The organism is Mesorhizobium sp. B2-7-1 (genome assembly GCF_006440735.1).
Lineage (GTDB): Bacteria > Pseudomonadota > Alphaproteobacteria > Rhizobiales > Rhizobiaceae > Mesorhizobium.
On record NZ_VFUA01000001.1, the window covers coordinates 47558 to 71863 of the forward strand.

A 24306-nucleotide genomic window follows, 5' to 3' on the forward strand; every position below is an offset into this window, starting at 1 on the left:
AACCAATATGGCAAACGCCTGGAGCAACTGGTCCGGCTTCGTCAAGGCTTCCCCGAAGCGGATCGCGACGCCGGCCGATGCCGGCGAACTGGCCGAGCTGGTGCGCTCGGCGCCCGGTCCGCTGCGCGTCGCCGGCGCCGGCCATTCCTTCACGCCGCTGGTGCAGTCCGAGGGCACCATCGTCTCGCTGGAGAAGATCGAAGGGCTGGTCTCGCATGACGCCGCGGCCAACCGGGCGCGGGTGAGAGCGGGAACGCGGCTCGGCGCCCTGATGCACATCCTCCAGGACATCGGCCAGGGCCTGCCCAATATGGGCGACATCGACAAGCAGGCGATCGGCGGCGCGCTGGGCACCGCAACGCATGGCTCAGGCCCGACGCTCGGCGCTTATCACACGCAGCTCGAGGCGCTGCAACTCGTGGATGGGCGAGGCAAGCTGCGTGAGTTCAGCCGTGCGAACGACCTGGATATGATCCACGCCACCGGCGTCGCGCTGGGCGCTTTCGGCGTGCTGACCGAAGTGGCGGTGAACAACATTGCGACCTATCGGCTGCGCCGCCGCAAATGGGTGCTGCCGGTCGGCGACATGCTCAAGAATTTCGAGACGATGATGGCCGCGCATCGCTCGGCGGAATTCTACTACATCCCCTTCGCCGACTATGTGCAGTTCATCGCCAGCGATATCAGCGACGCGCCGACGACGGCGCGGCCGACCGAGGACGATGAGGAAGGGCTGGCGACACTGCGAAAGCTGCGCACGGCCTTGCGCTGGCTGCCGTCGCTGCGCCGCGCGCTGATCCGGGGCGCGGTGAAGAAAGTGTCCTCCGAGGATTATGTGCAGGACTGGCTCAACGTCTACGCCAGCGACCGTCGCACCAAATTCAACGAGATGGAGTACCACCTGCCTTACGAGGAAGGTCCCAAAGCGTTGGCCGAGATCATCGCGCTGACGGAAAAGCACTTTCCGGAAGTCTATTTCCCGATGGAGGTGCGTTCGGTGGCGCCCGACGAATTCTGGCTTTCGCCTTTCCACAAGAGGCTGACCTGCTCGATCGCCATCCACCATGATGCGGCCAACGATCCGCTGCCCTTCATGCGCGCCGCCGAACCGATCTTCCGCAAATATGGCGGCCGGCCGCATTGGGGCAAGATGCATAGCCTGAAGGCGGCGGATTTCAAAAAACTCTATCCGCGCTGGGACGACGCGCTTGCCGTGCGCCGAGACATCGATCCGCAAAACCGTTTCGTCTCGCCCTATATGGCCGGCCTGTTCGGCATCCAACCATGAACGCCTATTTTGCTGCCCTGTCCGAAGCATTGAGGGCCGCCGACATTTTCCGGCCCTGCCTGGTGCTCGACCGCGACCGGCTGGACCGCAACATCGCGCTGGTGAAGGATAGGCTGGCGCCAGGCCTTGGCGTGCGGCTGGTCGACAAGTCGCTGCCTTGCTTGCCGCTGCTTTCGCATATCGCCAGGGCGCTTGGCACCAACCGCTTCATGACCTTCCATCCGCCGGTGTCGCAGGCCGTGCTTGACGCCTTTCCCGAGGGCGACTTGCTCTACGGCAAGCCGATGCCGGTCGGTGCCGCCAAGGCCGCGCTGACCAGGGGCGGCGCTGGCTGGTGGTCGCGCGTCTGCTGGCTGATCGACACATCGGAGAGGCTAGCCGAATATGGCGCCTTGGCCGCCGCGCTCGACACCGAATTGCGCTTTGCCTTCGAGGTGGATGTCGGCCTGCATCGCGGCGGTTTTGCAGACCCCGCGCAGATCAAGGCGCTGACGATACCGGAGCGCCTGCACTGCGAAGGCCTCATGGCCTACGAGGCGCATGCGCCGGAGATTCCTGGTCTGTTCGGCGGTGCGACCAAGGCGCTGAAGCAGGCCTCGGCCAAGGCCGCGGAGTTCGTCGCGGCGCTGGAGCCAGACCAGCGCCGCATCCTCAACATCGGCGGCTCGAAGACGGCGCTGCTGCATGGCGCGGCAGTCGCCAACGAAGTCTCGATGGGCTCGGCCTTCGTGCTGCCCAAGGATTTCGACACGCCCGGCCTGGACGGCCTCCAGCCAGCCGCCTTCATCACAACGCCGATCCTGAAGACGGGTGATGCGCTGCTGCCGGGACCCGCGTGGTTGTCCACGGCCTTGCAGGCGCTTGGCCTCTTTCCGCGCAAGGGCTGCTACCTCTATGGCGGCAAGTGGATGGCCGAGCCGGTGTTTCCCGAAGGCATGAAGCCGAACGGCCTGATGGGCCTTTCCTCCAACCAGCAATTCATGGGCTTGCCGGCGAGAGTGGACGTGAAGCCGGGAGACTATGCCTTTCTGCGGCCGACGCAGAGCGAGGCCGTGCTCCAGCATTTCGGTGCGATTGCGGTGTTCGCCGGCGGACGGATCGTGGAGTTCTGGCCGGTTCTGCCGATGGGGTGAGGGGCACCACTGCGGGCGTACTTGGCGCTGGCCTTCCGGCAACCTCGTCATTCCAGGGCGTAGCGACGCGAAGCGGAGCGCAGACCCTAGAATCCATTCCGTTACCTTTCCGCTATGCAACGAATTGGATCCTTGGCACCTGATGCAGGGTCCATGAACTCCGTTCTGCGGCGTAGCACTCCCTGACCACCGTCCCGGCATGGATTCCAGGGTCTGCGCGCGTCGCTCCGCTCCTTGCTCCGCCCTGGAATGACGAAGTTGTGAGGCGGCTCGCCACAACCATTTTATTGACTCAGTCAACTAAATGATTGATCCTGTCCAAGACAGGAGGACTTCCCATGACCATCCACGATCATCCCGGCAAGGAATGCATCGATACGGTGCGCGCCTTCAACCGCTTCTACACGCGACAGATCGGCCTGCTCGACGAAGGCCTCCTGAAGAGCCCGTTCTCGCTGACCGAGGCGCGGGTGCTTTATGAACTTGCCAATCGCGACGGGCTGGTCGCCAGCGACCTGGTGCGCGATCTCGGTCTCGACCCCGGCTATGTCAGCCGTCTCCTCAAAAAATTCGAGGAACGCGGCTTGGTCGAGCGCGAGGCAAGCGAGGCCGATGCGCGCCGCGCCTCGATCGCGCTGACGCTGGCGGGCAGCCAGGCCTTCGCGCCGCTCAACCAGGATTCGCACGACCAGGTGCGTGCGCTGCTCGATCGCCTGGCGCCGGCCGACCAGGAGCGGCTGGTCAAGGCCATGCGCACCGTCCACGATCTGCTCGGCGACAGGCCCGAACCGAAGGTGCCGTATATCCTGCGGCCGTTGCAGGTCGGCGATATCGGCTGGGTCACGCGTCGCCAGGGGATGCTCTATGCGCAGGAATATGGCTGGGACGAGACCTTCGAGGCGCTGGTCGCTGAGATCCTCGGCGAGTTCGTCAAGAACTTCGTCCCGCAATGGGAGCGAAGCTGGATCGCCGAGCGCGAAGGCGAGGTGGTCGGCTCGGTCTTCGTCGTGCGCAAATCGCCCAAGGTCGCGAAGCTCAGGCTGCTTTATGTCGAACCATCGGCGCGCGGCCTCGGCATCGGCGCGCGGCTGGTCGACGAGTGCATCACCTTCGCTCGCGCCAAGGGCTATCGGACGCTGACGCTTTGGACCAACGACATATTGGGCGCGGCCCGCCGCATCTACCAGGAAGCGGGCTTCAGGCTGGTCGACGAGGAACGCCATCATTCCTTCGGCAAGGACTTGGTCGGCCAGACCTGGAACCTGGAGCTTTAGTTCGCGGGTCGCCCAGCAGCGTTTGCCCGAACCAGTCTGCAATGCTATCACGAAATGGTCGAAAAGGACCTGGAGCGGCACCCGGTAAGTCCGCTCCCTTCCGCCTTATGGAAGCTCCGTTCCCGCCCGATAACGCTCGCCGAGGCCGGCGATGAGGAAGGGCCGGCTGGTTTCGAAGCGCGGCGGCTCGAGTGCGGTGAGAAGCGAACTGTCCATCAGAATGGGCTCCACGAGGTCGAGGTTTTGGGTCGAGCCTTGCGCGCGCACCAACTCCGGCGTGGTGCCGAATTGCTCGCGAAAAGCCCGCGTGAACGCCTCATGCGAGCCGTAGCCGGCATCGAGCGCGACGCAAAGAATGTCGGGCGCGCCGCCGGCCAGCTTGCGCGCCGCTTCGCTCAGGCGGCGCGCCCGCATATAGCCCATGACCGATCGTCCCGTGGCCGCGCCGAAGGCGCGCGTCACATGGAAGCGCGACACGCCACTGCTTGCCGCTATTTCGTCGAGGCTGATGGCGTCGGGCAGGTGGCTTTCGACAAACCACAGCGCTTTCTCGGTCGGGTTCATGGTTCCTCGCATTTGGCAGGCCGACCCTAGCCGCCGCGCCGCGCGCCAGTTTGATCGAAATTGCGTTTCAAGCGAAGTCGAACGACGTTGACAGGCCAAGTAGCGTACGCTAGTTGGTAATGTTATTACATATCAAAAGGGTCAGAAACTTGCGGCAACGACACGACGATCCCGCCACGTCTCTCGCGCAAGGAGCGGACAGAGGCCCGTTGCGACTCGGACGGCGACAACCTACGATGGCTGCGTCATGGTCCCCGAGCCGCAAGGCGAGGGGTGAAAAGGGAACACGGTGAGATCCGCTTTGGGTCGAACCCGTGGCTGCCCCCGCAACTGTGAGCGGCGAGCTCCATCCGAAATGCCACTGGCCGGCAAGGCTGGGAAGGCGGATGGCGCAGCGACCCGCGAGCCAGGAGACCTGCCATCGACACGAGTTGACCGGACGGGGTGTGCCGGGAGGAGACGCGGGCACCGTCCTGTCGGCCGGCTCGCCCAGCATCCTTCCGTCGCCATTTTGGAAAGTGACGGAAATGTTGGAAGCCTCAAGCCATCGTATCATCGTCTGTTCGCTGTGCCGCGACACCCTGACCGGGCTGAGGTGCGGCGGGGATTTATGCGCCGACCTTCGCTCCAGGCTCTCCTTGCGGCAGACACCTTCCTTTGCCATCGAGACCATCGACTGCATGGCCGGCTGCGCGCGGCCGCTGACCGTGGCCTTCAAGGCGCAAGGCAAAGCCACCTATCTCTTCGGTTCCATCGACAGGGGCACCGATGCCGGCCCGCTGGTCGAATTCGCCAGGCTCTATGCCTCGCTGCCCGACGGCTGGTGCAATTCCGGCCAGCGTCCGGCAAGGCTCGCCGGCAAGATACTGGCGCGCATCCCCACCGCGGGTAAGGCAACGGAGCAAGTCCGGTGAGCGCGCCCCTGCTTGAAGCCCGCGATCTGCGCGCCACGGCAAACGGCCGGACCCTGGTCGAGGATCTCAGCCTGTCGCTGGCGGCGGGTGAGCGCCTTGCCATCATCGGCCCGAACGGCGCCGGCAAGACGACGCTGCTGCGCATGTTGTGCGGGGCGTTGTCGCCGAGCCGCGGCGAGGTTCGCTTGGCCGGGCGTCGGCTGGACAGGATCACCGCCGCCGAGCGGGCCCTCAGCATCGCCGTCGTCGGCCAGACCGACCAGCCCGATCCACGGCTGGCGCTCATCGACTATGTCGAGCTTGGCCGCGTCCCGCACGCCGGCCTGAGGCGCCGGCACGACGACCGCGACATCGTCGTCGAGGCGCTGCGCCGAACCGGGCTCTTGCCATTGCTTGCGCGCGCCATCGGCTCGCTCTCCGGCGGCGAGCGCCAGCGCGCGCAGCTCGCCCGTGCCATCGCGCAAGAGCCGAAGATCCTGTTCCTCGACGAGCCGACCAATCACCTTGACCCGCGCGCCCGCGCAGAACTGCTCGAGCTGGTGGCCGAATTCAACATGACCGTGGTCGCCGTGCTGCACGACCTCGCGCTTGTGGCGCCCTTCGCCACTCGCGTCGCGGTGATGAGCAACGCCCGGCTGCATGCGCTGGCGCCGCCGCGCGAGGCGTTGGCGCAGCCGCTTATCCGCGAGGTGTTCGGCATCGATGTGCTGCGCCTGCGGCACCCGACCGAGGACCGCGAGCTCACCGTTTTCGAGCTGCCCACGCGCGCGTCGCCATCCTGAACCTGCCCACCCCAAAACAAGGAGCACCATCCCGTGAAACGCCTCGCTTTGTCGTTTGCCTTCTCGCTTCTCGCCTCGGCCGCTTTCGCTTTCCCCGTCACCGTCGACAGCTGCGGCAAGCCGCTCACCTTCGACGCGCCGCCGAAGCGCGCTGTCATCCAGGACCTCAACATGGCCGAGATGGCTTTTGCGCTGAAGCTGCAGCCGTCGATCGTCGGGCTTACCGGTATCACCGGCTGGTACAAGGTCGGGCCGGAGTTCAAGGCCGAGCAGGGCGCCATCCCGGAGCTGGCGCCGAAATATCCGACGCTTGAAAACCTCGTCGCCGTGCAGCCGGATTTCTTCTTCGCCGGCTGGTATTACGGCATGAAGCCGGGCGGCGAGGTCACCCCCGACACGCTCGCTCCGCACGGCATCAAGACGCTGGTGCTGACCGAGAGCTGCGTCCATCTCGACAAGAACCGTCCCGCCGCCTCGATGGACCTGCTCTACGGCGACGTCGAGAAGCTGGGCAAGATCTTCGGCAAGGAGGCGGAGGCCGAAAAGCTGGTTGACGGCTGGAAGGCCGAGCTTGCCGGCATCACCGCGAAAGTGGGCAACGCCAAGGGCACGCGCGTCTTCCTCTACGATTCCGGCGAGGACAAGCCCTTCACCTCCGGCAAGTTCGCTATTCCCAACGCCATGATCGCCGCCGCGGGCGGGCAAAACATCATGGCCGACATGGAGACGAGCTGGGGCAACACTGATTGGGAAACGGTCGCGTCGCGCAATCCGCAATTCCTGATCCTGCTCGATTACCAGGATGGCGGCGGCTACAGGAAGCTGATCGATTTCCTTAAAGTCCACCCGGCGATGAAAGAGACGGACGCCGTCAGGAACGAGCGCTTCGTCGCCTTGCGCTACGCCGAGCTGACGCCCGGACCCGCCAATATCGAGGCGATCGGCAAGATCGCCAGGGCCATGCATCCGGAAGCGTTTTGAGACCACACCGCAAGCCCTTCGTCCTAGCGATGGCGCTGGGCGCGATCCTGCTGGTCGCGCTCGCGCTGCTTTCGATCGCCTATGGCTCGACGCTGATACCCTTGCGCGAGGTCGTCGGCGCGCTGGCGCATGCGGCGGGGCTCGACAGCCAGAGCCCATCCGGTCCGGTCGGCAGCATCGTCGTGGACTTGAGGCTGCCGCGCACGCTGCTGGCGATCGCCGTCGGCGCTGGTCTCGGCGTTGTCGGCGCGCTGTTGCAGACCGTCACCCGCAACGACCTCGCCGACCCGTTCCTGTTCGGCCTCTCCTCGGGCGCGGCCGCGGGCGCCGTTTCGGTCATCACCGTCTTTGGCGACAGTTTCGGCATCTGGACGCTCCCGCTCGCCGCCTTCACAGGCGGCATGCTGGCAGCGGCGATCGTGCTCCTGCTCGTTCCGCGGGTGAGGGGGCAGGGACCGGAGCGGCTGATCCTTGCCGGCCTCGCGGTCTCCTTCCTGTTCACCGCGCTGACCAACTATCTCGTCTTCGCCGGCGACCAGCGCGCCGCGCATTCGGTGCTGTTCTGGACCATGGGCGGGCTCGGTCTTGCGCGATGGGACAATATCGGCCTGGCGGCGCTGGGTGCCGGCATCATCCTCGCCTACGGCCTGTGGAACCACCGCCGTTTCGATGCCTTCCTCGCCGGCGAAAGCGCCGCGGAGAGCCTCGGCGTGCCGGTGGCAAGGATGCGTCGAACGACATTCCTCGTCGCTGCCCTGGCGACCGCCATTCTCGTTGCCGTGGCCGGCGTCATCGGCTTCGTCGGCCTGATGATCCCGCATCTCGGCCGGCCGCTGGCCGGTCCGCTGCACCGGCCCCTGATAGCGACCTGCGCGCTGTTCGGCGCGATCCTGCTTCTGGCCAGCGATCTGCTTGCCCGTACGCTTTTGCCGCCGCAGGAACTGCCGATCGGTATCATCACCAGCTCGCTCGGCGCCTTCTTCGTCGTCACCATGCTGATGCGACGTCGGCCATGACCTCCCGGTCTTCGGGCACAGTTGCGCAGGCGCCACTGGTCGTTCAGTTCCGTCGGCCCAACATCTCCCTGCGGATCCATCGGCCGATCTCGCGCGGAACGTTGCGCAGCGGCGTGCCTGGACGCGAGCGTTTGCCTGGCGCCGCTGCGATTGAGATCGGCAGCGAGAAGGCGGCGTTGAGCGACTGCCGGCGGCCAAGCCGTTCCCAATGGATCAGCCCGCGCATGATGCGATCCCATGCAAGCACGGTGGCCACGGCGGTCGAAAGCTCACCGTCCTGCGAGGGCTCGTGTCGCCTGGCGAATTCGGCATGAGCCTCGGCCAGGTAGATGCCGAAGTCGAATTTTTCGGGATCGGGGTCGTAGTCGTCGGTGAGCGCGTAGCGCACCTGCTTGGCGATGAACGAGGCGATGTCGGGATAGTTCTCGTGGTGGATGTGCACGCAATGCGGCGGCTCCAGCTGGCGAAGCCGTTGGCGGCCGGTCAACACCTTGGGCAGGCGATGATGCCCGGGCTGCCACGCCACGGTTCCTCTGCGAAACAAGCGCACCTGGTGGTCGGGATAAAAGCCGGACCCCCGCATGACATGGCCGGCGATGGAATTGAAGCGCGGAATGGCGAAGGCGTCGGCATTCGCCCCGTGCTCGCGGATCAGCTGCTGAAGCGCCTCATGCGCGTCTGCCGCGAGGTATTCGTCGGAATCGAGCACCAGGATCCATTCATGACTGGCCTCGGCCAGGTACTGATTGCGGATCGGATCGACGGCATCGACGACCGCCGTGAACATCACCCGGCAGCCGGCGGCGTTGGCGATCTCGACAGTCTTGTCTCGGCTTTGCATGTCGACGACGATACGCTCGGCCGCCCATCGCGTGCCATCCAGGAGCCGCGGCAAGGTGGCTTCCGAATCCCGCGTATGGACGATCAGCGATATTGCGTGTTCCCGCGTCACCCGTTCTCGTCTCCATCGATTGCGTAGCGGCCCCGCCAGCGCTCCAAGAATAGGCGTCGCGATGCCTGATGGCGATCGGGCCGCCGGTCGGAAAAGGATTCCAGATGCAGGGAATCCCAGCCTTGCGCGCAGGCTATGCGGACGCCCAGCTGCCGTGCCCGCAGGCATAGGTCGGCATCTTCATAGCCGAAGGGAAACACCTCGTCGAAGCCGCCAAGCGCCGTGAAGACGGCATGGTCGATCACCATGGCGGCGCCCGTGACCGCCTGGGGAAAGCTCGTCACCCGGGTGACGATGGCGCTAGGCTTGCCATGGTCCTGATGATAGGGCCCGCGCTCGCCACCATCGAACCTCACGCCGCAGTGCTGGATCGTGTCGTCGGGCAGTACGAGTCTGGCGCCGACTATCCCGGCCTCATGATCGCGCATGACGTCGAGCATCTCCAGCAGCGCCTCGGGATGGAGAAAGACGTCGTTGTTGAGGAAGAGATAACGCGCGGCGGGTATTTCGCGGGCCCCGCGGTTGCAGGCGACCGAGAAGGGATGCCGGTTGTCGAAACGCACGATCCGCGCATCGGCGACGCCGAGCTCGGCGGGGCGGTACGGTATGAGGGTGCCGTTGTCCATGACGACAATCGCCGTGCTGCGAAGTTCTGCACGCGCCAAGGCACGTTCAAGCATTATCAGGCAGGTGCGCAGCAGCGCGGGCTGGCCGTAGGAGGAGATGACCGCGGTCAGTTCCATGAAAGGGCGTTCCGCAAGCCGGCCTGCATGGCGTCACGCAGTTTCCTGCGCTGCGCTGCCATGCGATAGCGGCCGGCCATCGCCGCGCCTTTCTCGCGCAGCATGGCGCGGGCGCCGCGGGCATGTTCGGCGCTGAGTTCGGCCAGCGCCTCCGGCAGATCGACCGGAGCAACGACCCGCGCGTTTTCGCCGTCCTTGAGGTATTCCATGCCGCCGAGGACGGGAACCGAAACGACGGTGCAGCCCGCGGCCATGGCTTCCAGGGCCGGCAGTCCGAACCACTCACCCTCGGCCGTGGCCAGGAAGTAGCCGCTTCGTTTCAGGATGGCGGCGCAGGAGATCTCGTCGCTGTCGCCGATCGGTGCGTAGTGGAGATGCCGCACGCGCGCCATCGCGGCCTGGGCTGTCGCCGCGCCGCGGCGCGGCATGTAGGCGACCGTCCGCTCGTCCTTCGGCGTGCCGTCATGGAAGAAGACGTCGGAGATCGAGATGCCGACATCTGTCGGCTCGCGTCCGGCGATGGCGTTTACATAATGCGCGGCCTGCTCCCAGCAGGTCAGCAGGACCACATCCTTGTCCCGCAGCACGGGATCGATCAGGGGATCCGTCCCTTGGCAGTGGAACATCAGCCGGGCGCCCGTGGCCTTGAGCACCGGATAGTCGTGCGGCAGCGAGAAGATCAGCGTGTCGTCCCTGCCGACCCTGGCGATGGTCTCTTCCCGGCTGACCACCGGCCGGTCCGACCCGAACCAGCGAGGCGCCATGCCGCCGGGTGTCGCCACCGCGATTGGAGCGCCCAATTCACCAAGCAGTCGCGCGAACTGGAAGCCGACCTTTATGCCGCCGTAGATCCCTATGCCGGGCAGGACGTAGTAATTCATCCGTTTGCCAGGAAGGTGACGGCGCGCCGCCCGTGCCGGAGCGCATCCTTGACCGCACGACGACCGTGCAGAAGCGAGCGCAGGGCTGTCAGCGCGATGGCGAAAGTCCGGCCGTAATACAGGCGGGCAAACTGAATCCGCGCCGCGCTGAGCATCTGCGCGCGCAGGACGGGAGCGACGTCGGCGCCGTGCCGACCGAAATGCGGCAGAACCTGGTCGAGCCTGACGATCTCGAGTCCCCGCTTGACCATTTCGACCCCGATCGCGACGTCCTCCATATAGCAGAAATAGCGCTCGTCGAAGCCGCCGAGCCGCGCGAAGCTGCTGCGGTTTGTAAAAAGGGCGGCGGCAAGCGGCCAACTCCAACTGTCGCAGTCATAACCCGGCAACTGCTTCAGCCGCTCGGCAAGCCGGGCCTTGCCGTGACTGTGCAGCATGTCGGCAATGAGTTTGATCCGCGAATAACCGGGCTGCCGGCCTGCCGTTCGTTTCCCATGCCAGTCGACATAATCAGGCACCGCTATCGCTCCGGGTTTTGCCCGAAGAACCGCCAATGCCGCTTCCGCCGCCGCAAGCGTCATCACGCAATCCGGGTTGAGAAAACAGAGTTGGTCAGCCCGCGCCGCCTTGGCCCCGCGATTGGCCGCTGCCGCGAAGCCCTCATTGCGCGTATTGCGCAGGATCGTGACGCCCGGCCGCGCGATCTTCTCAAGCGTGTCGTCCATCGAGCCGTTGTCGACGACGATGATCTCGCTTGGCAGGTGCGCCGAGAGGTCGGCAAGCTTGTCCAGACAATAGCCGATCAACTTGCTCGAATTATGTGTGACGATAACGAAGGCCAGCGCGGCTGGCTTGTCGCCATCAGGCGCGGCTGGGATACGGGCTTCGCCGGCCAGCGCGTGCATTGCCGCGACCGCCTCGATGTCGGGGCCGTTGCAGAAATTGCTGAAATGAGCAATCAGCGCGCCCTCTCGCGGAAAGCCGTCATCCCAGTGGCGGCAGTGGTTCCATTGCCAGGGAAGCTCGCGCCGCCGCTCAGGGGCCAGCGTGTTCGTCCAGATCTGGAAATAGTCTTGGTCGGCCACCATTTGCCCGCCGATCGCATGGTCGGGCGGAAGCAGCCGAAGGCGTGCGCTCGTCCAGTCGAGGAAGCGCCGCAACTCGTCGGCGCGCGCAATCACCACGCCGCTGTTGAAATAGCGGAAATCCTCTTCGCCTGGTGCTGCCAGGGAGCCGTCGACGAACGCCAGGGTGTAATTGCGGTAATGCGCAAGGAAATCGCGTCGGCCCATGGCCGACCCGGCGATGCCGGTCTGCTCGACCATCGCCATGCCGCGATCGCCGAGGGCGTCCGCGACGTCCTGCGCCGTAAGCCGGCGCAAGAGCACGGCATCGGCATCGACCTGCAGCACGATCTCCGCGCCTGACCGTTCGAGGCACCATGCCAGCGCCTCGAATTTGGCGAGAAAGCCGCTGGCCCGGCTGGATTGGCCGGTTGTGTCGACCAGATTGAGATGAAGGCGCGGCGAGCACGGAAGCAAGGCGGACGAGCCTGGATCCGTCGTCACATAGATTTCGAAATCGCTGTGGCGAAGGAATGATTGCAACGCCTCGTGAGCCGCCAGCGCGTAGCCTGGTTTGCCCGACGCAAGCGTGCATATGACGACCTTCCGGTGTCCGGTCACCTTCTCCAACGGTCAGATCACACGCGTCGACATAGGCGATCCGCGCCAGCTTCGCGGCTTCGCCAGCATGTATTGGTGCATTGAGTTCAGGCCCCCGAACGCCTGGTGGATGACGGTAGTCTGGCCTGATCCCCGAGCCGCCGTCAACAGGGGTTGGATTGAGGGTGAATTGGTTTCCGGGAAAGCCGAGGTGCAATATTTTGCCGATTGCATCGGCAACGTCTTCACTGGCCGCTAACCATGAATGCATCGAATGCCTGATATGTCGATTTGCCGGCTTCTGGCGCGAAGCATCCACTTGAATAGTAAGCACGCTTATTATATGTATCGCTCATGGTTTCAGATGGTATCGACAGACTGGGATTTTTGATCCACGATGTGCAGCGCCTGATGCGCAAGCGTTTCGAGGCGCGCGCCAGTGGATTGGGTCTTTCATCGGCGCAATGGCGGCTGCTCGTCCGCGTCGCCAAGGAGGCCGGCGTCGCGCAGGCGCGGCTTGCCGAGCTCCTCGAAATCGAGCCGATCAGCGTCTCGCGCCTGGTCGACCGCATGGAGGAGGGCGGCTGGATCGAGCGCCGCCAGGACGCGACCGACCGGCGCGTGCGCATGATCTTCCCGACCGAGAAGGCGAACGCGGCCTATGCCGACGTCAAGAGCCTTGCTGGCGAGGTCTATGAGGAATCGCTGACCGGCGTGTCGGCGGAAGAACGCCGCGTCCTGATCCGCGTGCTGGACACCATCGTGCAGAATTTGACGGACGCCGAGACGTCGTCCCTGGAAAAGATAAAGAGTGCGGAAGGCGCAGCAGCATGAACGCGGCAGCCAAGGTAGAAGACGACAACGTCACCAAGCTTGCGCCGGCGCAGCCGGTTGCCGAAGCGCCGGCCCAGCCGGTCGCCGCGCCGGTCGCGATGGCTCCCGAGCCGCAGCGGGCCGCGCCGAAGAAGAAGCGCCGCCTCGGCCGTTTCCTGTTGATGGTCGCGTTGCCGCTCGCTCTGCTCGCCGGCGGCGCGTATGTCTGGGTGACGGGCGGACGCTATCAGGAAACCGAGAACGCCAATCTGCAGCAGGCCAGGATTTCGGTCGCTTCCGACACGGCCGGCCGTATCGTCCAGGTCGGCATCGCCGACAACCAATTGGTCAAGCAGGGCGATCTTCTCTTCGTCATCGATCCCGAGCCCTACAGGATCGCGCTCGCCCAGGCCGATGCGGCGGTCGCCGCCGCGCGCCTCAATGTCGAGCAGTTGCGCGCCGCCTACAGCCAGGCGACGGCGCAGGAAAAGTCCGCCTCCAGCGAGGTCGACTATGCGCAGTCGCAATATGGCCGCGCCGCCGATCTCGCCCAGAAAGGCATCAATGCCAAGTCCTCGCTCGACCAGGCCCGCAACGACCTCGACAAGGCCAAGCAGCAACTGGCCGTCGCGGAGCAGGGCATCGTCAGCGCCAAGGCCGCGCTCGGCGGCAATCCGGACATCGAGACCGACAAGCATCCGACCGTGATGGCGGCGCTCGCCGCGCGCGACAAGGCCGCTTACGACCTGGCGCAGACCACCGTGAAGGCGCCGGCCGAAGGCGTCATCTATCAGGCCGCCTCCTTCAAGGTCGGCCAGTATGTTTCCGTCGGCACGCCGCTCTTCGCGCTGGTCGAGACAGGCGACACCTGGATCGACGCCAACTTCAAGGAGACCCAGCTCACCAACATGAAGCCGGGCCAGAAGGCCGAGATCGTCGTCGACACCTATCCGGGCCGCACCTTCGAGGCGACGGTAAAGGCGATCGGCGCCGGCACCGGCGCTGAGTTCTCGTTGCTGCCAGCGCAAAACGCCACCGGCAATTGGGTCAAGGTCACGCAGCGCATTCCGGTGCGCCTGGAACTGACCGATCCCGATGCCAAGATGGCGCTGCGCACCGGCATGAGCGCCACCGTCACCGTCGACACCGGCGTGGCGCGCGGCCTGCCGTCGATCTTCGGCAACGCCACGGCAGGGGAGCACGCGCAGTAACGACAGCGAAGCCCGCCGCGATCCGGCGGGCATCGAGGGGATTGGTCCGATGGGAGGAGTGGCGAGGATCAGCAAGGCAAGCCGCATGGCGGCTCGTTCGAAAGCTGGGACCTCGGCGCGGACCCGTTGGTCCTCAGGTTTCCGGGCGGCAGGCATCCGCTCCAACAGAGACTTTCGGTCGATGTAACCCCCACATCGATAGTCGCGTCCCACCGCGATGAAGGTCTCTCAACGGAAGGCTTTGCCGCCCGGAAACCTAGTCTACACGTTTTTGTTACCTGCTGGAAGTTCAGCATCATGAGCACGCCCGAAGCCTTCAAGGAAGTGCCGCATCGCGGACTGATCACGGTCGCGCTGATGCTGGCGACGATCATGCAGGCGCTCGACACCACGATCGCCAATGTCGCGCTGCCGACCATGACCGGCGACCTTGGCGCGTCGCCCGACAACATCAACTGGGTGCTGACCTCCTATATCGTGGCCGCGGCGATCATGACGCCGGTCACCGGCTGGCTCGCCGACCGGCTCGGCCGCAAGGAACTGTTCCTTGGCTCCGTCGTCGGTTTCACGATCTTCTCGATGCTCTGCGGCCTTGCGTGGAGCCTGGAGACGATGGTGCTGTTCCGCCTATTGCAAGGCGTGTTCGGCGCCGCAATCGTGCCGCTGTCGCAAACCTTCCTGCTCGACATCAACCCGAAGGAACGCCACGGCCAGGCGATGGCGATCTGGGGCGCCGGCATCATGCTTGGGCCGATTTTGGGGCCGACGCTCGGCGGCTGGCTGACGGAAAACTTCAACTGGCGCTGGGTGTTCTTCATCAACCTGCCGGTCGGCATCCTCGCCTTCCTCGGCATGGCCGCCTATCTGCCCGTCGTCGCCAAGCGCGTGCGGAGCTTCGACTTCTTCGGCTTCGCTATGATCTCGCTCGGCGTCGGCGCGCTGCAGCTCATGCTCGATCGCGGCGGCGAGATAGACTGGTTCAACTCGGCCGAGATCTGGATCGAGCTCGCTTTGTCGCTCACCGGCTTCTGGGTGTTCATCATCCACACGGTGACATCAGAGCATCCTTTCATCGATCCCAAGATCTTCCTCGACCGCAATTTCGTGACCGGGCTGGGCTTCATCTTCATCATGGGCGTGCTGATCCTGGCGTCGATGTCGCTGTTGCCGCCGATGCTGGCCAACATCTTCGGCTATCCGACCGTGACCATAGGCGTCGTGCTGGGGCCGCGCGGCATCGGCACGATGATTTCGATGCTGGTCGTCGGCCGCATCATGCACAGGATCGACGCGAGGATCCTCGTCGCCATCGGCTTCCTGCTCACCGCGCAGTCGCTCTACACGATGGCGAGTTTTACGCCGCAGATGGACAATTGGCTGATCATCTCCTCCGGGGTTATCCAGGGCCTTGGCATGGGCATGGTGTTCGTGCCGCTGTCGACGGTCGCCTTCGCCACGCTCGACGCGCGCTACCGCACCGACGCCACCTCGCTGTTCAGCCTGGTGCGCAATCTGGGCTCGTCCATCGGCGTGTCGGTGGTCGCGGCGCTGATGGTGCGCAACACGCAGATCAACCACACCGAGCTTTCGGCCTTCATCAACCCGTACAATCCGAATCTCTGGGCGGCCTCGCCTGCGGCGGCCAGCGGCGATCCGGCCGCGCTTTCGCAGGTCAACTTGGCCGTCAACGCCCAGGCGATGATGATCTCCTACATCAACGACTTCAAACTCCTCATGGTGATGACGCTGGCCGCGATCCCGTTCGTGATATTGCTGCGCAAGCCGAAGGCGGCGCCGGCGGGTGGGGCGCCCGCAGCCCATATGGACTAGGACCGCCACGCCGGTTGGTCCTAGATCACAGCCGGGACAGACTGCATCGTTCCGGTATTGAGCGGTTGGATGAACGTGATGCAGAACCCGTCATTTCCTGTATTCGATCTCGGAAAGTTCGAGGCTGCGAGCCCCGCGGAAAAGAAGGCGCTCGGCCGCGAGGTCGACCATATCTGCCGCAGCACCGGCTTCCTGGCGGTCACGAACCACGGCGTTCCGCAGGCCGTGATCGACGCCGCCTGGTCGAAGGCGAAGGCCTTCTTCGACCTGCCGCCCGAGGAAAAGCAGCGCTCGAAGGCGCCCTACAAGGGTTATCCCTATGGATATCTCGGCCCGGAGCTCGAGGCGCTGGCGAAATCCCGTAACGTCGACACGCCACCGGACTTGAAAGAGAGCTTCAACGGCGGGCCTCTGCGCGTGCCGCCGGGCGTCAAGGACCCGGAGGCGCTGGCCTTCTGCTATGCCGAGACGATCTGGCCGGCCGAGCCCCTGGGCTTCGTCGATGCCTGGAAGACCTATTACGCGGCTCTCGAGGATCTGGCGTTGCGCATCATGCGGGTCTTCGCTACCGCGCTGGGCTTGCCGGAAGCCTATTTCGACGCTTTCCTCGATGCGCCGATCAGCGCGCTGAGGGCGCTGAACTATCCCGAGCAGCATGTCGCGCCGAAGCCCGGCCAGATCCGCGCCGGCGCCCATACCGACTATGGCAGCCTGACGATCCTGCTGCCGCAGCCAGGGTCGCGCGGACTTCAGATCGTCACGCCGGACGGCGAATGGGCGGAGGTGCCCCCGATCCCCGGCGCCTTTGTCATCAACATCGGCGACCTGATGGCGCGTTGGACCAATGACCGTTGGGTGTCGACCGTGCATCGCGTCGTCAACCCGCCGCTGGAGGAGGGCGGCAAGGATCGCCGGCAGTCCATGGCCTTCTTCCATCAGCCGAACTGGGACGCGGAGATCACGGTTCTGGGCGCATGCCTGGCCGAGGGTGAGACGCCGAAATACGGGCCGGTGCGCTCCGGGCCCTACCTGATGGGCAAGTTCAAGGCGACGACAAAATAGGGGGGCCGCCGGCTATCGGCCCAGCACGAGCGCCCAGTAGCGCAAGGCGGGATCGCGGCCGTCGCGCACATAGGCCAGCCCGAAGCGGCTGAAGTCGGGGTCGAGCATGTTGCGGCGATGGCCGGCCGAATGCATCCAGATGTCGAACAATTTCTCAAGGTCGAAGCGGCCCTCGGCGATGTTTTCGGCCGCCGCGCCCCGTACGCCATTGTCCTTCATGCGCGAGGCGAAATCCTTGCCCCAGCCGGTCGTGTGGCTCATGCGCTCGCGCGACGCCATGTAGCCGGCCTGCTGCAGCGCCGCCTGTTCGAGCTGGGCGTCCGGCGTCAGCACCGGCAGTCCGGCGGAGGCGCGAATGCCGGCCAGCGTCGCCGTGGCGGACGAAGAGGCGCCGGCGCCTTCGCCGGTCGGGACCGTGACGGTGCTGCAGGCGGCGATGCCGGCAAGTGCTGCAAGGCCGGCGGCCTTGAGCAGAAAACGGCGGTTCAGGTCGGCTGTGGTGGCGATGCTCATCCGGCTTCTGATACCGGCGATCGTGGCTTTTGCCGGGCAGGGCGGTGAAAATCGCCAGGACGGCGCAGCGATTCGACGACAGGAGGTCCGCCATGCTCCACCACATTGCCCTCGGCGTTTCGAACATCGAGCGCGCGGCCGCCTTCTATGACGCGGCGTTGGCGCCGCTCGGCTATGTTCGCGTCTGGGACGATCTCAGGCCCGGCGAGGCCGATCAGGCTGTCGGCTACGGTCCGCCCGGCGGCGGCGACAAGCTGGCGATCAAGTTCCGCCCGAAGGGTCAGCGTCCGCCCGGGCCGGGATTCCACCTGGCGTTTGCCGCTCCGGATCGGCGGAGCATCGCGCGGTTCCACGCGGCCGCGCTCGCCCATGGCGGCAAGGACAATGGCGGGCCAGGCCCGCGTCCCGACTACGGCCCGCACTATTACGCGGCCTTTGTCATCGACCCGGACGGGCATCGCCTCGAGGCGGTGTTCAACGCGCCCGAATAGGCAGAACGAGCTTCGCCGCGATGAAAATCGCGTGAAGCGACGACTTTTCCCGGAAGATCGATTATGATGCGATCGTTCTTGAAGTGGCAGCCACGGGCGGCCACCCACAGGCGGTGACCGACCCGCGTTGATCTGGCGCATGATTGCTTGGCGAGAACCTCCCGGTTTTCGGGCTCATGCACTGACAAACGGAGGACGGTTATGGCCGGTTTTCATGTCATGGCGGATGCGTACGGGATGCATGTGCAGCCCACGGTGCGCCACATTTCCACCTCGGACCTCTGGGACGCGCTGAAGCTCGGCGCCGAGGATTTCTGGGCCAAGCCCTCGCACTACGTGTTCCTGTGCCTGGTCTACCCGATCGTCGGCTTGATCCTGACGCAATGGACCTCGGGCTCGAACGCCATCCAACTCGTCTATCCGCTGATGTCCGGTTTCGCGCTGATCGGCCCGTTCGCGGCCATCGGCCTCTATGAGATCAGCCGCCGGCGCGAGCTCGGCATGAACACCCATTGGCGGCATGCGCTCGATGTTCGCCATTCGCCTGCGCTGCCGTCGATCGCGGTCATCGGCATCCTGCTCTTCGCGCTGTTCCTGTTGTGGCTGTTCACCGCGCAGTCGCTCTACACCAGCCTGTTCGGCGCCGAGCCGCCCGCTTCGGTCGGCGCTTTCGTGCGCGACGTGCTGACGACCGGCAAGGGCTGGACGCTGATCCTCGTCGGCAACGCCGTCGGCCTCGTTTTCGCAATTGTCGTCTTGGCCACCACGGTCGTCGCCTTCCCGCTGCTGCTCGACCGCGACGTCGGCGCCGTCTCGGCGATCGAAACCTCGGCCCGCGCGGTGATGGCCAACCCGCTGACAATGGCGCTTTGGGGGCTGACCGTCGCCGTGTTGCTGGTGGTCGGCTCGATCCCGCTGTTTGCCGGGCTCGCCGTGGTCATGCCGATCCTCGGCCATGCCACCTGGCATCTCTACCGCAAGGTGGTCGAGCCGGAGCAGATCCGGCCGGTCCGCCGGCCGATGTAGACGGCTGCGTTCTTGGGGTGACGGCTATCTTTGCGCTTCGGTCGCCATCCTCAGGGCCAGCCCCGTCAACACCGTGCCCATCATCCAGCGCTGGACGACCAGCCAGAACGGTCGTCCGGCGAGGAAATTCGCGATGGAGCCGGCCGTCACCGCGATGATGGCGTTGACGGTGAGGCTGATCGAAATCTGCGTCACGCCGAGCACCAGCAACTGCGACAGAACATGGCCCTTGGCCGGATTGATGAACTGCGGCAGCAGCGACAGATAGAGCACCGCCACCTTCGGATTGAGCAGGTTGGTCATCAGCCCCATGATGAAAAGCTTGCGCGGCCTGTCCCTGGGGAGTTCGCGGACCTGGAAGGGCGAGCGTCCGCCGGGCTTCAGCGCCTGCCAGGCGAGCCACAAGAGATAGAGCGCGCCGGCAAAGCGCAGCACGTCGTAGGCGTAAGGCACGGCGAAGATCAGCGCGGTGATGCCGAAGGCTGCAGACACGACATAGAACAGGAACCCCAGCGCCACGCCGCCGAGCGAGATCAGCCCGGCTTTCGGCCCTTGCGATAGCGAGCGCGAGATCAGGTAGATCATGTTCGGGCCCGGCGTCAGCACCATGCCGAGGCAGATCAGCGCAAAGGTCAGATGATTGGCGGCGTCGGGCATTGATGGCTCCAGCAAAGCGCGGCGGCAGATGTGCGCGGCTTCGCGGGAGGGCGCAAGGGCTTGCGGTTAGCACCTGTTGCGCCAGCGCAAGGCGTGTTGAGATTCAGGTAAGGCCGGCCTCACCTGAAATATCGGCATGCCTTACCCGACCACCCGCAGGTTCGACAACTCGTTGGCGATTTCCTTGAAATTGTCCGACAGCGTTGCGCCGGTCGCGTTCCAAAACAGCTTGGCCGGCTTGCTGGGATCGGTCGGATCCTTGCGGAAGCGGGAGTCGGAAGAGCAGGCTTTCAGCGCGGCCATCGCCTTCTGGTCGCTCGAACTGGTCGACGACATGTCGAGCGCCACCGTCATCACCATGACATTGGCCGCCTTGGCGTTGTCGCACAGCTTCGCCATCTGCTCGTTCATCGCCGCGGTGTAGTTGCTCGACGAATAGTTGAACTGGCCGATGGCGCTCGACGTGCCGCCGAACAGGCGGGTGACCGAGGTGCCGTTATAGCCGACGCCGGTATAGCCATAGGCGGCATAGGTCGACTTGTTGCCGGCCGGGTCGGGATTGACCGTCGAATAGGTGTTTTCGCCGTCGGTGAGCACGATGACGACCTTGTCGTTGCCGCGCTCCGTCTCCGGCCGTCCCTCGGTGAAGGGCGCAGCACTCGACACGGTGCGCCAGCCCCAGGCCATGCCTTCGGGCACATTGGTGTTGCCGTTGGGCTGCATCAGGTCGATCGCCGCCTTGATGGCCGCAAGCCCATCCGTCTGCGTGACATCGGTGAGCGGCGTGATCGGTGTGGTGGTGCAGCTGTAATTCGGGCCGGCGCCGGTGCTCAGCGTCGGGGCATCGATCGGCCGCGGCATGAAGTATTTGGCCATGTTCGACTGCCTGGTCTTGCCGGTGGTGCTTGACGGATCGTCGTTCCACCAACTGTTGGCGGCGCCGTAGGTGACCGGGTTCGGCTCGTCTGGATCCTGCGTCACCTTCCAGCGGTTGCCGGGCTCATCGGGCGCGAACATCGGCACGAACATCGTCGCCGGGTCGCCGACGCCGATGCCGGTGTTGTTGGGGCCACCCGAGGCCGGCGTGTCGTCGATATTGTATGGATAGGGTCGTACTTCCACGCAGCCCTGCCAGCTGGCGAACGGCCCGTAGGTATCGGTGTAGTCGTATTCGTTGTGGCTGCGCTTGCAGGTGTTGTCGGAGCGGTATTGGTCGCACACGACGCGCTTGCTGCCGACGATGCGCTCGTGGCTGGTCACCACCTGCATGTCGCGATAGAGCGAAAAGCGGCTGAGCACCTGGTCTTGCGTGTCACCCCAACCGGCGCCCTTCTTGTACCAGATGCCGTTGACCTTCTGGGCGTATCTGTCGGGTGCGTTCAGCGTCGACCAGTCGAAATTCTCATTGGCGACCGGTGACAGCCCATAGACGTCCATCCAGGGGGCGTTGTCGTTGTCCGGCCCCACATTGACCGAGGCCGCGAACGGCACCAGGCTGAATTGGACCGGCTTGTCGATCTGCTTGATCTGCGCCGCCTGCTGCGCCAGCGTGTCGACAAGCTGCTTGGCGGCCTGCTTGAGCAGGTCGATGCGCTTCTGACCCGAGCCGGTGCCGGGGGTCGTCATCGAGCCCGAATTGTCGAGCACCATCGCCACTTCCAGCGTGTTCTTCAGCCGGACCTGGGAGTCCATATCGAGGTTGATCGACTTGTTTGCATCGACCGTGGATGCGCCGACGAGCAGCGAGGAGGACGGATAGAAGTAAGGGTGATAGTTCAGCGTCGCGCTCATCTTAAGCAGGCCGCCGCCGGCCTGGCTGGTGGGCAGCGTGATGTTGAGCGAGATGTTGGCGGGGTCGATATTGTTGAGGTTGGCGTTGAAGAAGTCGGCCGCGTAGGCTCTGATCTGATCGTCCGTGGCGCCTTCGGCAAGCCGCCGCGCCGCGGCGAAATTGGCGGCATCGAGCGCATTCAGCACCATCTGCTTCTGGCGGTTGAGCTCGCTGAAGTCGACCGCCATCGCCACCGCGCCCATCAGCGGCACCATGGCGATTGCTGTCATAAGCGCATAATTGCCGCGGCGGTCGCGGCAGAATTGATGCCAGAATTTGCGCATTGTAGTTGAAGCGGCCCCCCGCCGACGGATTCTCTGTCGGGCCACACTTCCACAAAACGCTGAAGGACCGGTTTGGCAAACCGCTCGATTGCTTAATGGCGGCTTCACCAACCGCTAACCAAATCAATTCCATGGCATGGCCACGATGAAAAACGCCCGCCTTGCGGGCGGGCGTCGTCGATCGTTTGTCCGAGCAGATCAGCTGACGATGCGCAGGTTCGACAATTCGTTGCCGATCGCCTTGAAGTCATCGGACAGCGTGGCGCCGGTCGAGTTCCAGAACAGCTTCGCCGGCTTGCTCGGATCGGTCGGATCCTTGCGGAAGCGCGAGTCCGACGAGCAGGCCTTAAGAGCAGCCATGGCTTTCTTTTCGTCGGTCTTGGTGTCGACCAGATCGAGCGAGACAGTCATCACTATGACCCCGGCAGCTTTGGCGTTGGCGCACAGGGTCTGCATGTTCTCGTCGAGCGCTGCGGTATAGTTGCTGTCGGTATAGGTGGTCTTCGGAACGGCACTGCTGGTGTTCATGAACAGGCGCGTAACGCTGCCTGAGCCGGGGTAAGTCAGCCCGGTATATCCGTAAGCTGCGTATGTGGACCGGTTGTTGGCATAGCCGGAATCGCTGATGGCGCTATAGGTATTGGCGCCGTCGGTCAGGACGATAACGACTTTATCGTTGCCCTTTTCTGTATTCGGTCGTCCCTCGGTGAAGGGCTCATTGCTGGACACGGTTCGCCAGCCCCAGGCTAGACCTTCCGGCACATTAGTGTTGCCGGTCGGCGCCATGTCGTCGATGGCGTCGTCCAACTCCTGCTTTTCAGCCGCCGCCGTGACGTCTTTAAGCGGAGTGATCGGACTGGTGGTGCAGGCCGCATTCGGACCGTCGCCGGCACTCGCCGAAGCCGACCCGTAGGGCTTTACCAGAAAGTATTTGCGCATGTCGGACTGGCGCTGCGACGCCGTCGGGTTGGGCGAGTACGGCCAGTCGGCCCACCAGTTGTTGCTGTAACCATAGCTGGCGCTACTGACGTCATTGACGCCGTCGCGATTGAAGTCGCGCCACAATGTGCCGGCCTCGTCGGATGCGAACATCGGCACGAAAAGCGTAGCGGGATTGGATGTCGTAGGCGTGGTGTCGTCATCGTTGTATGGATAGGGCCTGGCCTCGACGCATCCCTGCCAACTCGCATAGCGGCTCGTGGTGTAGACGTATGTCGGGGACGGAGTGACCCAATGGCCTTTGCTGCAGGTGCCGTCCTTCTTGGTGACGTCGCAGACATACTGCTTCGGAGGCTGCACTGTTTCGCGGTCGGACTCGACGGTCATGTCGGAATAGAGGCTGAAACGGGTGATGGCCTGACCCTTGGTGTCTCCCCAGCCATCACCGCGTTTGTACCATATGCCGCCGGCCTTCTCGACATACTTGTTGGGATCGTTGGCGGCGTTCATCGTCGACCAGTCGAAATCCTCGTGGTGGATTGGCGAGACGCCATTTAGATCCATCCACGCATCCTGATCATGTGTCGGGCCAATATTGACGGAGGCGGAGAACGGAACCAGCGAAAACTGCACTGGTTTGCTGACCTGCTTCATCTGCTGAGCCTGCGCGGCCAGCGTGTCGACCAGTTGCTTGGCCGCGTTCTTCAGCAGATCGATACGTTTCTGGCCGGTCCCGGAGCCGAGGGTCGACATCGAACCGGAGTTGTCGAGCACCAGCGCAACTTCAAGCGTATCCTTTAACCGGATTTCGGACGTCGCGACGACGTTGATGTCGGTTTCGCCGGCAGTTTTACCGAGCAGCATGGCGGCTGCCGGCAGAAAGTAGGGGCGATATTTTAGCGTCGCCTGCATTTTCAGCGTGCCGCCGCCGGCGTTGTTATTGGGTAAGGTAACCGTCAAGGTCGTGTTTGCCGGGAGAACGTGTCTCAGATTGGCCTCGAAGAAATCCTTGGCGTAGGCTTTTACGGCGTCGTCGCTAACACCGGAGACGATCTGCTGCGCTGTCGCAATGCCAGCGGCGTCCAGCGCATTCAGCATTTCCTGCTTTTGCCGCACCAACTCGGTATAGTCTATCGCCAATGCCACGCCGCCCATCAGCGGTATCATCGTGATGGCCGTCATCAAGGCATAGTTGCCTCGTCTGTCACGTAAAAATTTGCGGATCAATGCCCTTAGCCCCCGCCAAGATCCTATAGTTTCTGGTTCAGCATGATCATAAATCGTTAAATTTTAGCCCTCCCGAAAGCAGCAAGATCGCCCGGCCCCCTTGACGGGGCATTAACCCTGTGCACCCGACAAACCGCCGAAGGTCGATGTCGGAAAGCGAGTGACAGGATGAAGCGCTTCGGTTATGCGGAGCCGACTGCCGCGGAGCCTTGGCTTTGCATCAAGACAAG

The 24306-nt window shown here is 64.3% G+C and carries 21 protein-coding genes, 1 pseudogene and 1 riboswitch; of the genes and pseudogenes, 13 read left to right on the plus strand and 9 right to left on the minus strand.

Annotated elements, in window-relative coordinates; genetic code table 11:
* Positions 1–7 precede the first annotated feature (7 nt).
* The 3 genes from FJ471_RS00255 to FJ471_RS00265 all read left to right on the plus strand — a co-directional run bounded on the left by FJ471_RS00255 (position 8) and on the right by FJ471_RS00265 (position 3695).
* Entirely contained in the window at positions 8–1288 is a 1281-nt protein-coding gene (locus FJ471_RS00255; protein ID WP_140801172.1) for a D-arabinono-1,4-lactone oxidase, read from the plus strand.
* Positions 1285–2421 carry an alanine racemase gene (locus FJ471_RS00260; protein ID WP_140801173.1) on the plus strand — a complete coding sequence of 379 codons (1137 nt, stop codon included), beginning with the start codon at positions 1285–1287 and terminating at the stop codon, positions 2419–2421. Before FJ471_RS00255 ends, FJ471_RS00260 begins: the two co-directional genes overlap by 4 nt.
* A 338-nt stretch (positions 2422–2759) precedes the next feature.
* Positions 2760–3695 (plus strand): helix-turn-helix domain-containing GNAT family N-acetyltransferase, encoded by a 936-nt coding sequence (locus FJ471_RS00265; protein WP_140801174.1) that lies wholly within the window; start codon positions 2760–2762, stop codon positions 3693–3695.
* Between the two features lie 129 nt (positions 3696–3824).
* Here FJ471_RS00265 and FJ471_RS00270 read toward each other — a convergent pair.
* Positions 3825–4259: pseudogene (locus FJ471_RS00270) on the minus strand (AraC family transcriptional regulator); the annotation flags it as partial.
* A 231-nt stretch (positions 4260–4490) separates the two neighbouring features.
* A riboswitch (cobalamin riboswitch) is annotated at positions 4491–4697 on the plus strand.
* An 89-nt stretch (positions 4698–4786) separates the two neighbouring features.
* On the opposite strand from FJ471_RS00270, the gene FJ471_RS00275 reads away from it, so the two are divergent.
* From FJ471_RS00275 to FJ471_RS00290, 4 genes are read left to right on the plus strand one after another with little or no spacing between them, the layout of a single operon-like run.
* Positions 4787–5173 (plus strand): DUF1636 family protein, encoded by a 387-nt coding sequence (locus tag FJ471_RS00275; RefSeq protein WP_140801175.1) that lies wholly within the window; start codon positions 4787–4789, stop codon positions 5171–5173.
* Positions 5170–5955 (plus strand): ABC transporter ATP-binding protein, encoded by a 786-nt coding sequence (locus tag FJ471_RS00280; protein ID WP_140801176.1) that lies wholly within the window; start codon positions 5170–5172, stop codon positions 5953–5955. Before FJ471_RS00275 ends, FJ471_RS00280 begins: the two co-directional genes overlap by 4 nt.
* 33 nt (positions 5956–5988) lie before the next feature.
* Complete coding sequence (locus tag FJ471_RS00285; protein ID WP_140801177.1) at positions 5989–6936, plus strand: ABC transporter substrate-binding protein; 948 nt, start codon at positions 5989–5991, stop codon at positions 6934–6936.
* Positions 6937–6965: 29 nt separating this feature from the next.
* Positions 6966–7952, plus strand: coding sequence for an iron ABC transporter permease (locus FJ471_RS00290; protein WP_140801324.1), 987 nt, complete (start codon positions 6966–6968; stop codon positions 7950–7952).
* 43 nt (positions 7953–7995) lie between these two features.
* On the opposite strand, the gene FJ471_RS00295 is transcribed toward FJ471_RS00290, so the two are convergent.
* Genes FJ471_RS00295 through FJ471_RS00310 form a run of 4 tightly spaced genes read right to left on the minus strand, consistent with a single transcriptional unit; the run spans position 7996 to position 11940 of the window.
* A complete protein-coding gene (locus FJ471_RS00295) occupies positions 7996–8904 on the minus strand; it encodes a glycosyltransferase family 2 protein (protein WP_140801178.1) in 909 nt (302 codons plus the stop codon).
* Positions 8901–9647, minus strand: a complete 747-nt coding sequence (locus tag FJ471_RS00300) for a glycosyltransferase family 2 protein (RefSeq protein WP_140801179.1) — start codon at positions 9645–9647, stop codon at positions 8901–8903. The genes FJ471_RS00295 and FJ471_RS00300 overlap by 4 nt, the downstream gene beginning before the upstream one ends.
* Positions 9638–10528 (minus strand): glycosyltransferase, encoded by an 891-nt coding sequence (locus tag FJ471_RS00305; protein WP_140801180.1) that lies wholly within the window; start codon positions 10526–10528, stop codon positions 9638–9640. The genes FJ471_RS00300 and FJ471_RS00305 overlap by 10 nt, the downstream gene beginning before the upstream one ends.
* The gene (locus tag FJ471_RS00310; RefSeq protein ID WP_140801181.1) at positions 10525–11940 is read right to left on the minus strand and encodes a glycosyltransferase; all 1416 of its coding nucleotides are present in this window, start codon (positions 11938–11940) and stop codon (positions 10525–10527) included. The genes FJ471_RS00305 and FJ471_RS00310 overlap by 4 nt, the downstream gene beginning before the upstream one ends.
* 606 nt (positions 11941–12546) lie before the next feature.
* Here FJ471_RS00310 and FJ471_RS00315 point away from each other — a divergent pair.
* The 4 genes from FJ471_RS00315 to FJ471_RS00330 all read left to right on the plus strand — a co-directional run bounded on the left by FJ471_RS00315 (position 12547) and on the right by FJ471_RS00330 (position 17108).
* On the plus strand, positions 12547–13026 hold the full coding sequence (locus FJ471_RS00315; protein WP_140801182.1) for a MarR family transcriptional regulator: 480 nt from the start codon (positions 12547–12549) through the stop codon (positions 13024–13026).
* Positions 13023–14216 (plus strand): HlyD family secretion protein, encoded by a 1194-nt coding sequence (locus tag FJ471_RS00320; protein ID WP_140801183.1) that lies wholly within the window; start codon positions 13023–13025, stop codon positions 14214–14216. Before FJ471_RS00315 ends, FJ471_RS00320 begins: the two co-directional genes overlap by 4 nt.
* Before the next feature lie 297 nt (positions 14217–14513).
* Positions 14514–16046 carry a DHA2 family efflux MFS transporter permease subunit gene (locus FJ471_RS00325; protein WP_140801184.1) on the plus strand — a complete coding sequence of 511 codons (1533 nt, stop codon included), beginning with the start codon at positions 14514–14516 and terminating at the stop codon, positions 16044–16046.
* Positions 16047–16115: 69 nt separating this feature from the next.
* Positions 16116–17108: a 2-oxoglutarate and iron-dependent oxygenase domain-containing protein gene (locus FJ471_RS00330; RefSeq protein WP_246684554.1), complete on the plus strand. Its 993-nt coding sequence runs from the start codon at positions 16116–16118 to the stop codon at positions 17106–17108.
* A gap of 12 nt (positions 17109–17120) precedes the next feature.
* On the opposite strand, the gene FJ471_RS00335 is transcribed toward FJ471_RS00330, so the two are convergent.
* Positions 17121–17621, minus strand: coding sequence for a CAP domain-containing protein (locus tag FJ471_RS00335; RefSeq protein WP_140801185.1), 501 nt, complete (start codon positions 17619–17621; stop codon positions 17121–17123).
* Between the two features lie 92 nt (positions 17622–17713).
* On the opposite strand from FJ471_RS00335, the gene FJ471_RS00340 reads away from it, so the two are divergent.
* Together FJ471_RS00340 and FJ471_RS00345 are read left to right on the plus strand one after the other, a co-directional pair.
* Entirely contained in the window at positions 17714–18112 is a 399-nt protein-coding gene (locus tag FJ471_RS00340; RefSeq protein WP_140801186.1) for a VOC family protein, read from the plus strand.
* 201 nt (positions 18113–18313) lie between these two features.
* Entirely contained in the window at positions 18314–19138 is an 825-nt protein-coding gene (locus tag FJ471_RS00345; RefSeq protein ID WP_140801187.1) for a DUF2189 domain-containing protein, read from the plus strand.
* Positions 19139–19162: 24 nt separating this feature from the next.
* Here FJ471_RS00345 and FJ471_RS00350 read toward each other — a convergent pair whose 3' ends face one another.
* The 3 genes from FJ471_RS00350 to FJ471_RS00360 form a co-directional block, all read right to left on the minus strand.
* A complete protein-coding gene (locus FJ471_RS00350) occupies positions 19163–19795 on the minus strand; it encodes a LysE family translocator (protein WP_140801188.1) in 633 nt (210 codons plus the stop codon).
* A 141-nt stretch (positions 19796–19936) separates the two neighbouring features.
* The gene (locus FJ471_RS00355; RefSeq protein ID WP_181179025.1) at positions 19937–21910 is read right to left on the minus strand and encodes a pilus assembly protein; all 1974 of its coding nucleotides are present in this window, start codon (positions 21908–21910) and stop codon (positions 19937–19939) included.
* 198 nt (positions 21911–22108) lie between these two features.
* Complete coding sequence (locus FJ471_RS00360; RefSeq protein WP_140801190.1) at positions 22109–24076, minus strand: pilus assembly protein; 1968 nt, start codon at positions 24074–24076, stop codon at positions 22109–22111.
* Between the last annotated feature and the right edge of the window lie 230 nt (positions 24077–24306).

Excerpts from the sequence above, each read along its gene's own strand:
- FJ471_RS00290 (WP_140801324.1), top strand. The coding sequence starts at position 6,966 with ATGGCGCTGGGCGCGATCCTGCTGGTCGCGCTCGCGCTGCTTTCGATC.
- FJ471_RS00320 (WP_140801183.1), top strand. The coding sequence starts at position 13,023 with ATGAACGCGGCAGCCAAGGTAGAAGACGACAACGTCACCAAGCTTGCG.
- FJ471_RS00355 (WP_181179025.1), bottom strand. The coding sequence starts at position 21,910 with ATGCGCAAATTCTGGCATCAATTCTGCCGCGACCGCCGCGGCAATTAT.
- FJ471_RS00345 (WP_140801187.1), top strand. The coding sequence starts at position 18,314 with ATGGCCGGTTTTCATGTCATGGCGGATGCGTACGGGATGCATGTGCAG.
- FJ471_RS00305 (WP_140801180.1), bottom strand. The coding sequence starts at position 10,528 with ATGAATTACTACGTCCTGCCCGGCATAGGGATCTACGGCGGCATAAAG.
- FJ471_RS00325 (WP_140801184.1), top strand. The coding sequence starts at position 14,514 with ATGAGCACGCCCGAAGCCTTCAAGGAAGTGCCGCATCGCGGACTGATC.
- FJ471_RS00350 (WP_140801188.1), bottom strand. The coding sequence starts at position 19,795 with ATGCCCGACGCCGCCAATCATCTGACCTTTGCGCTGATCTGCCTCGGC.
- FJ471_RS00300 (WP_140801179.1), bottom strand. The coding sequence starts at position 9,647 with ATGGAACTGACCGCGGTCATCTCCTCCTACGGCCAGCCCGCGCTGCTG.
- FJ471_RS00335 (WP_140801185.1), bottom strand. The coding sequence starts at position 17,621 with ATGAGCATCGCCACCACAGCCGACCTGAACCGCCGTTTTCTGCTCAAG.
- FJ471_RS00330 (WP_246684554.1), top strand. The coding sequence starts at position 16,116 with ATGAACGTGATGCAGAACCCGTCATTTCCTGTATTCGATCTCGGAAAG.
- FJ471_RS00255 (WP_140801172.1), top strand. The coding sequence starts at position 8 with ATGGCAAACGCCTGGAGCAACTGGTCCGGCTTCGTCAAGGCTTCCCCG.
- FJ471_RS00275 (WP_140801175.1), top strand. The coding sequence starts at position 4,787 with ATGTTGGAAGCCTCAAGCCATCGTATCATCGTCTGTTCGCTGTGCCGC.
- FJ471_RS00315 (WP_140801182.1), top strand. The coding sequence starts at position 12,547 with ATGGTTTCAGATGGTATCGACAGACTGGGATTTTTGATCCACGATGTG.
- FJ471_RS00265 (WP_140801174.1), top strand. The coding sequence starts at position 2,760 with ATGACCATCCACGATCATCCCGGCAAGGAATGCATCGATACGGTGCGC.
- FJ471_RS00340 (WP_140801186.1), top strand. The coding sequence starts at position 17,714 with ATGCTCCACCACATTGCCCTCGGCGTTTCGAACATCGAGCGCGCGGCC.
- FJ471_RS00260 (WP_140801173.1), top strand. The coding sequence starts at position 1,285 with ATGAACGCCTATTTTGCTGCCCTGTCCGAAGCATTGAGGGCCGCCGAC.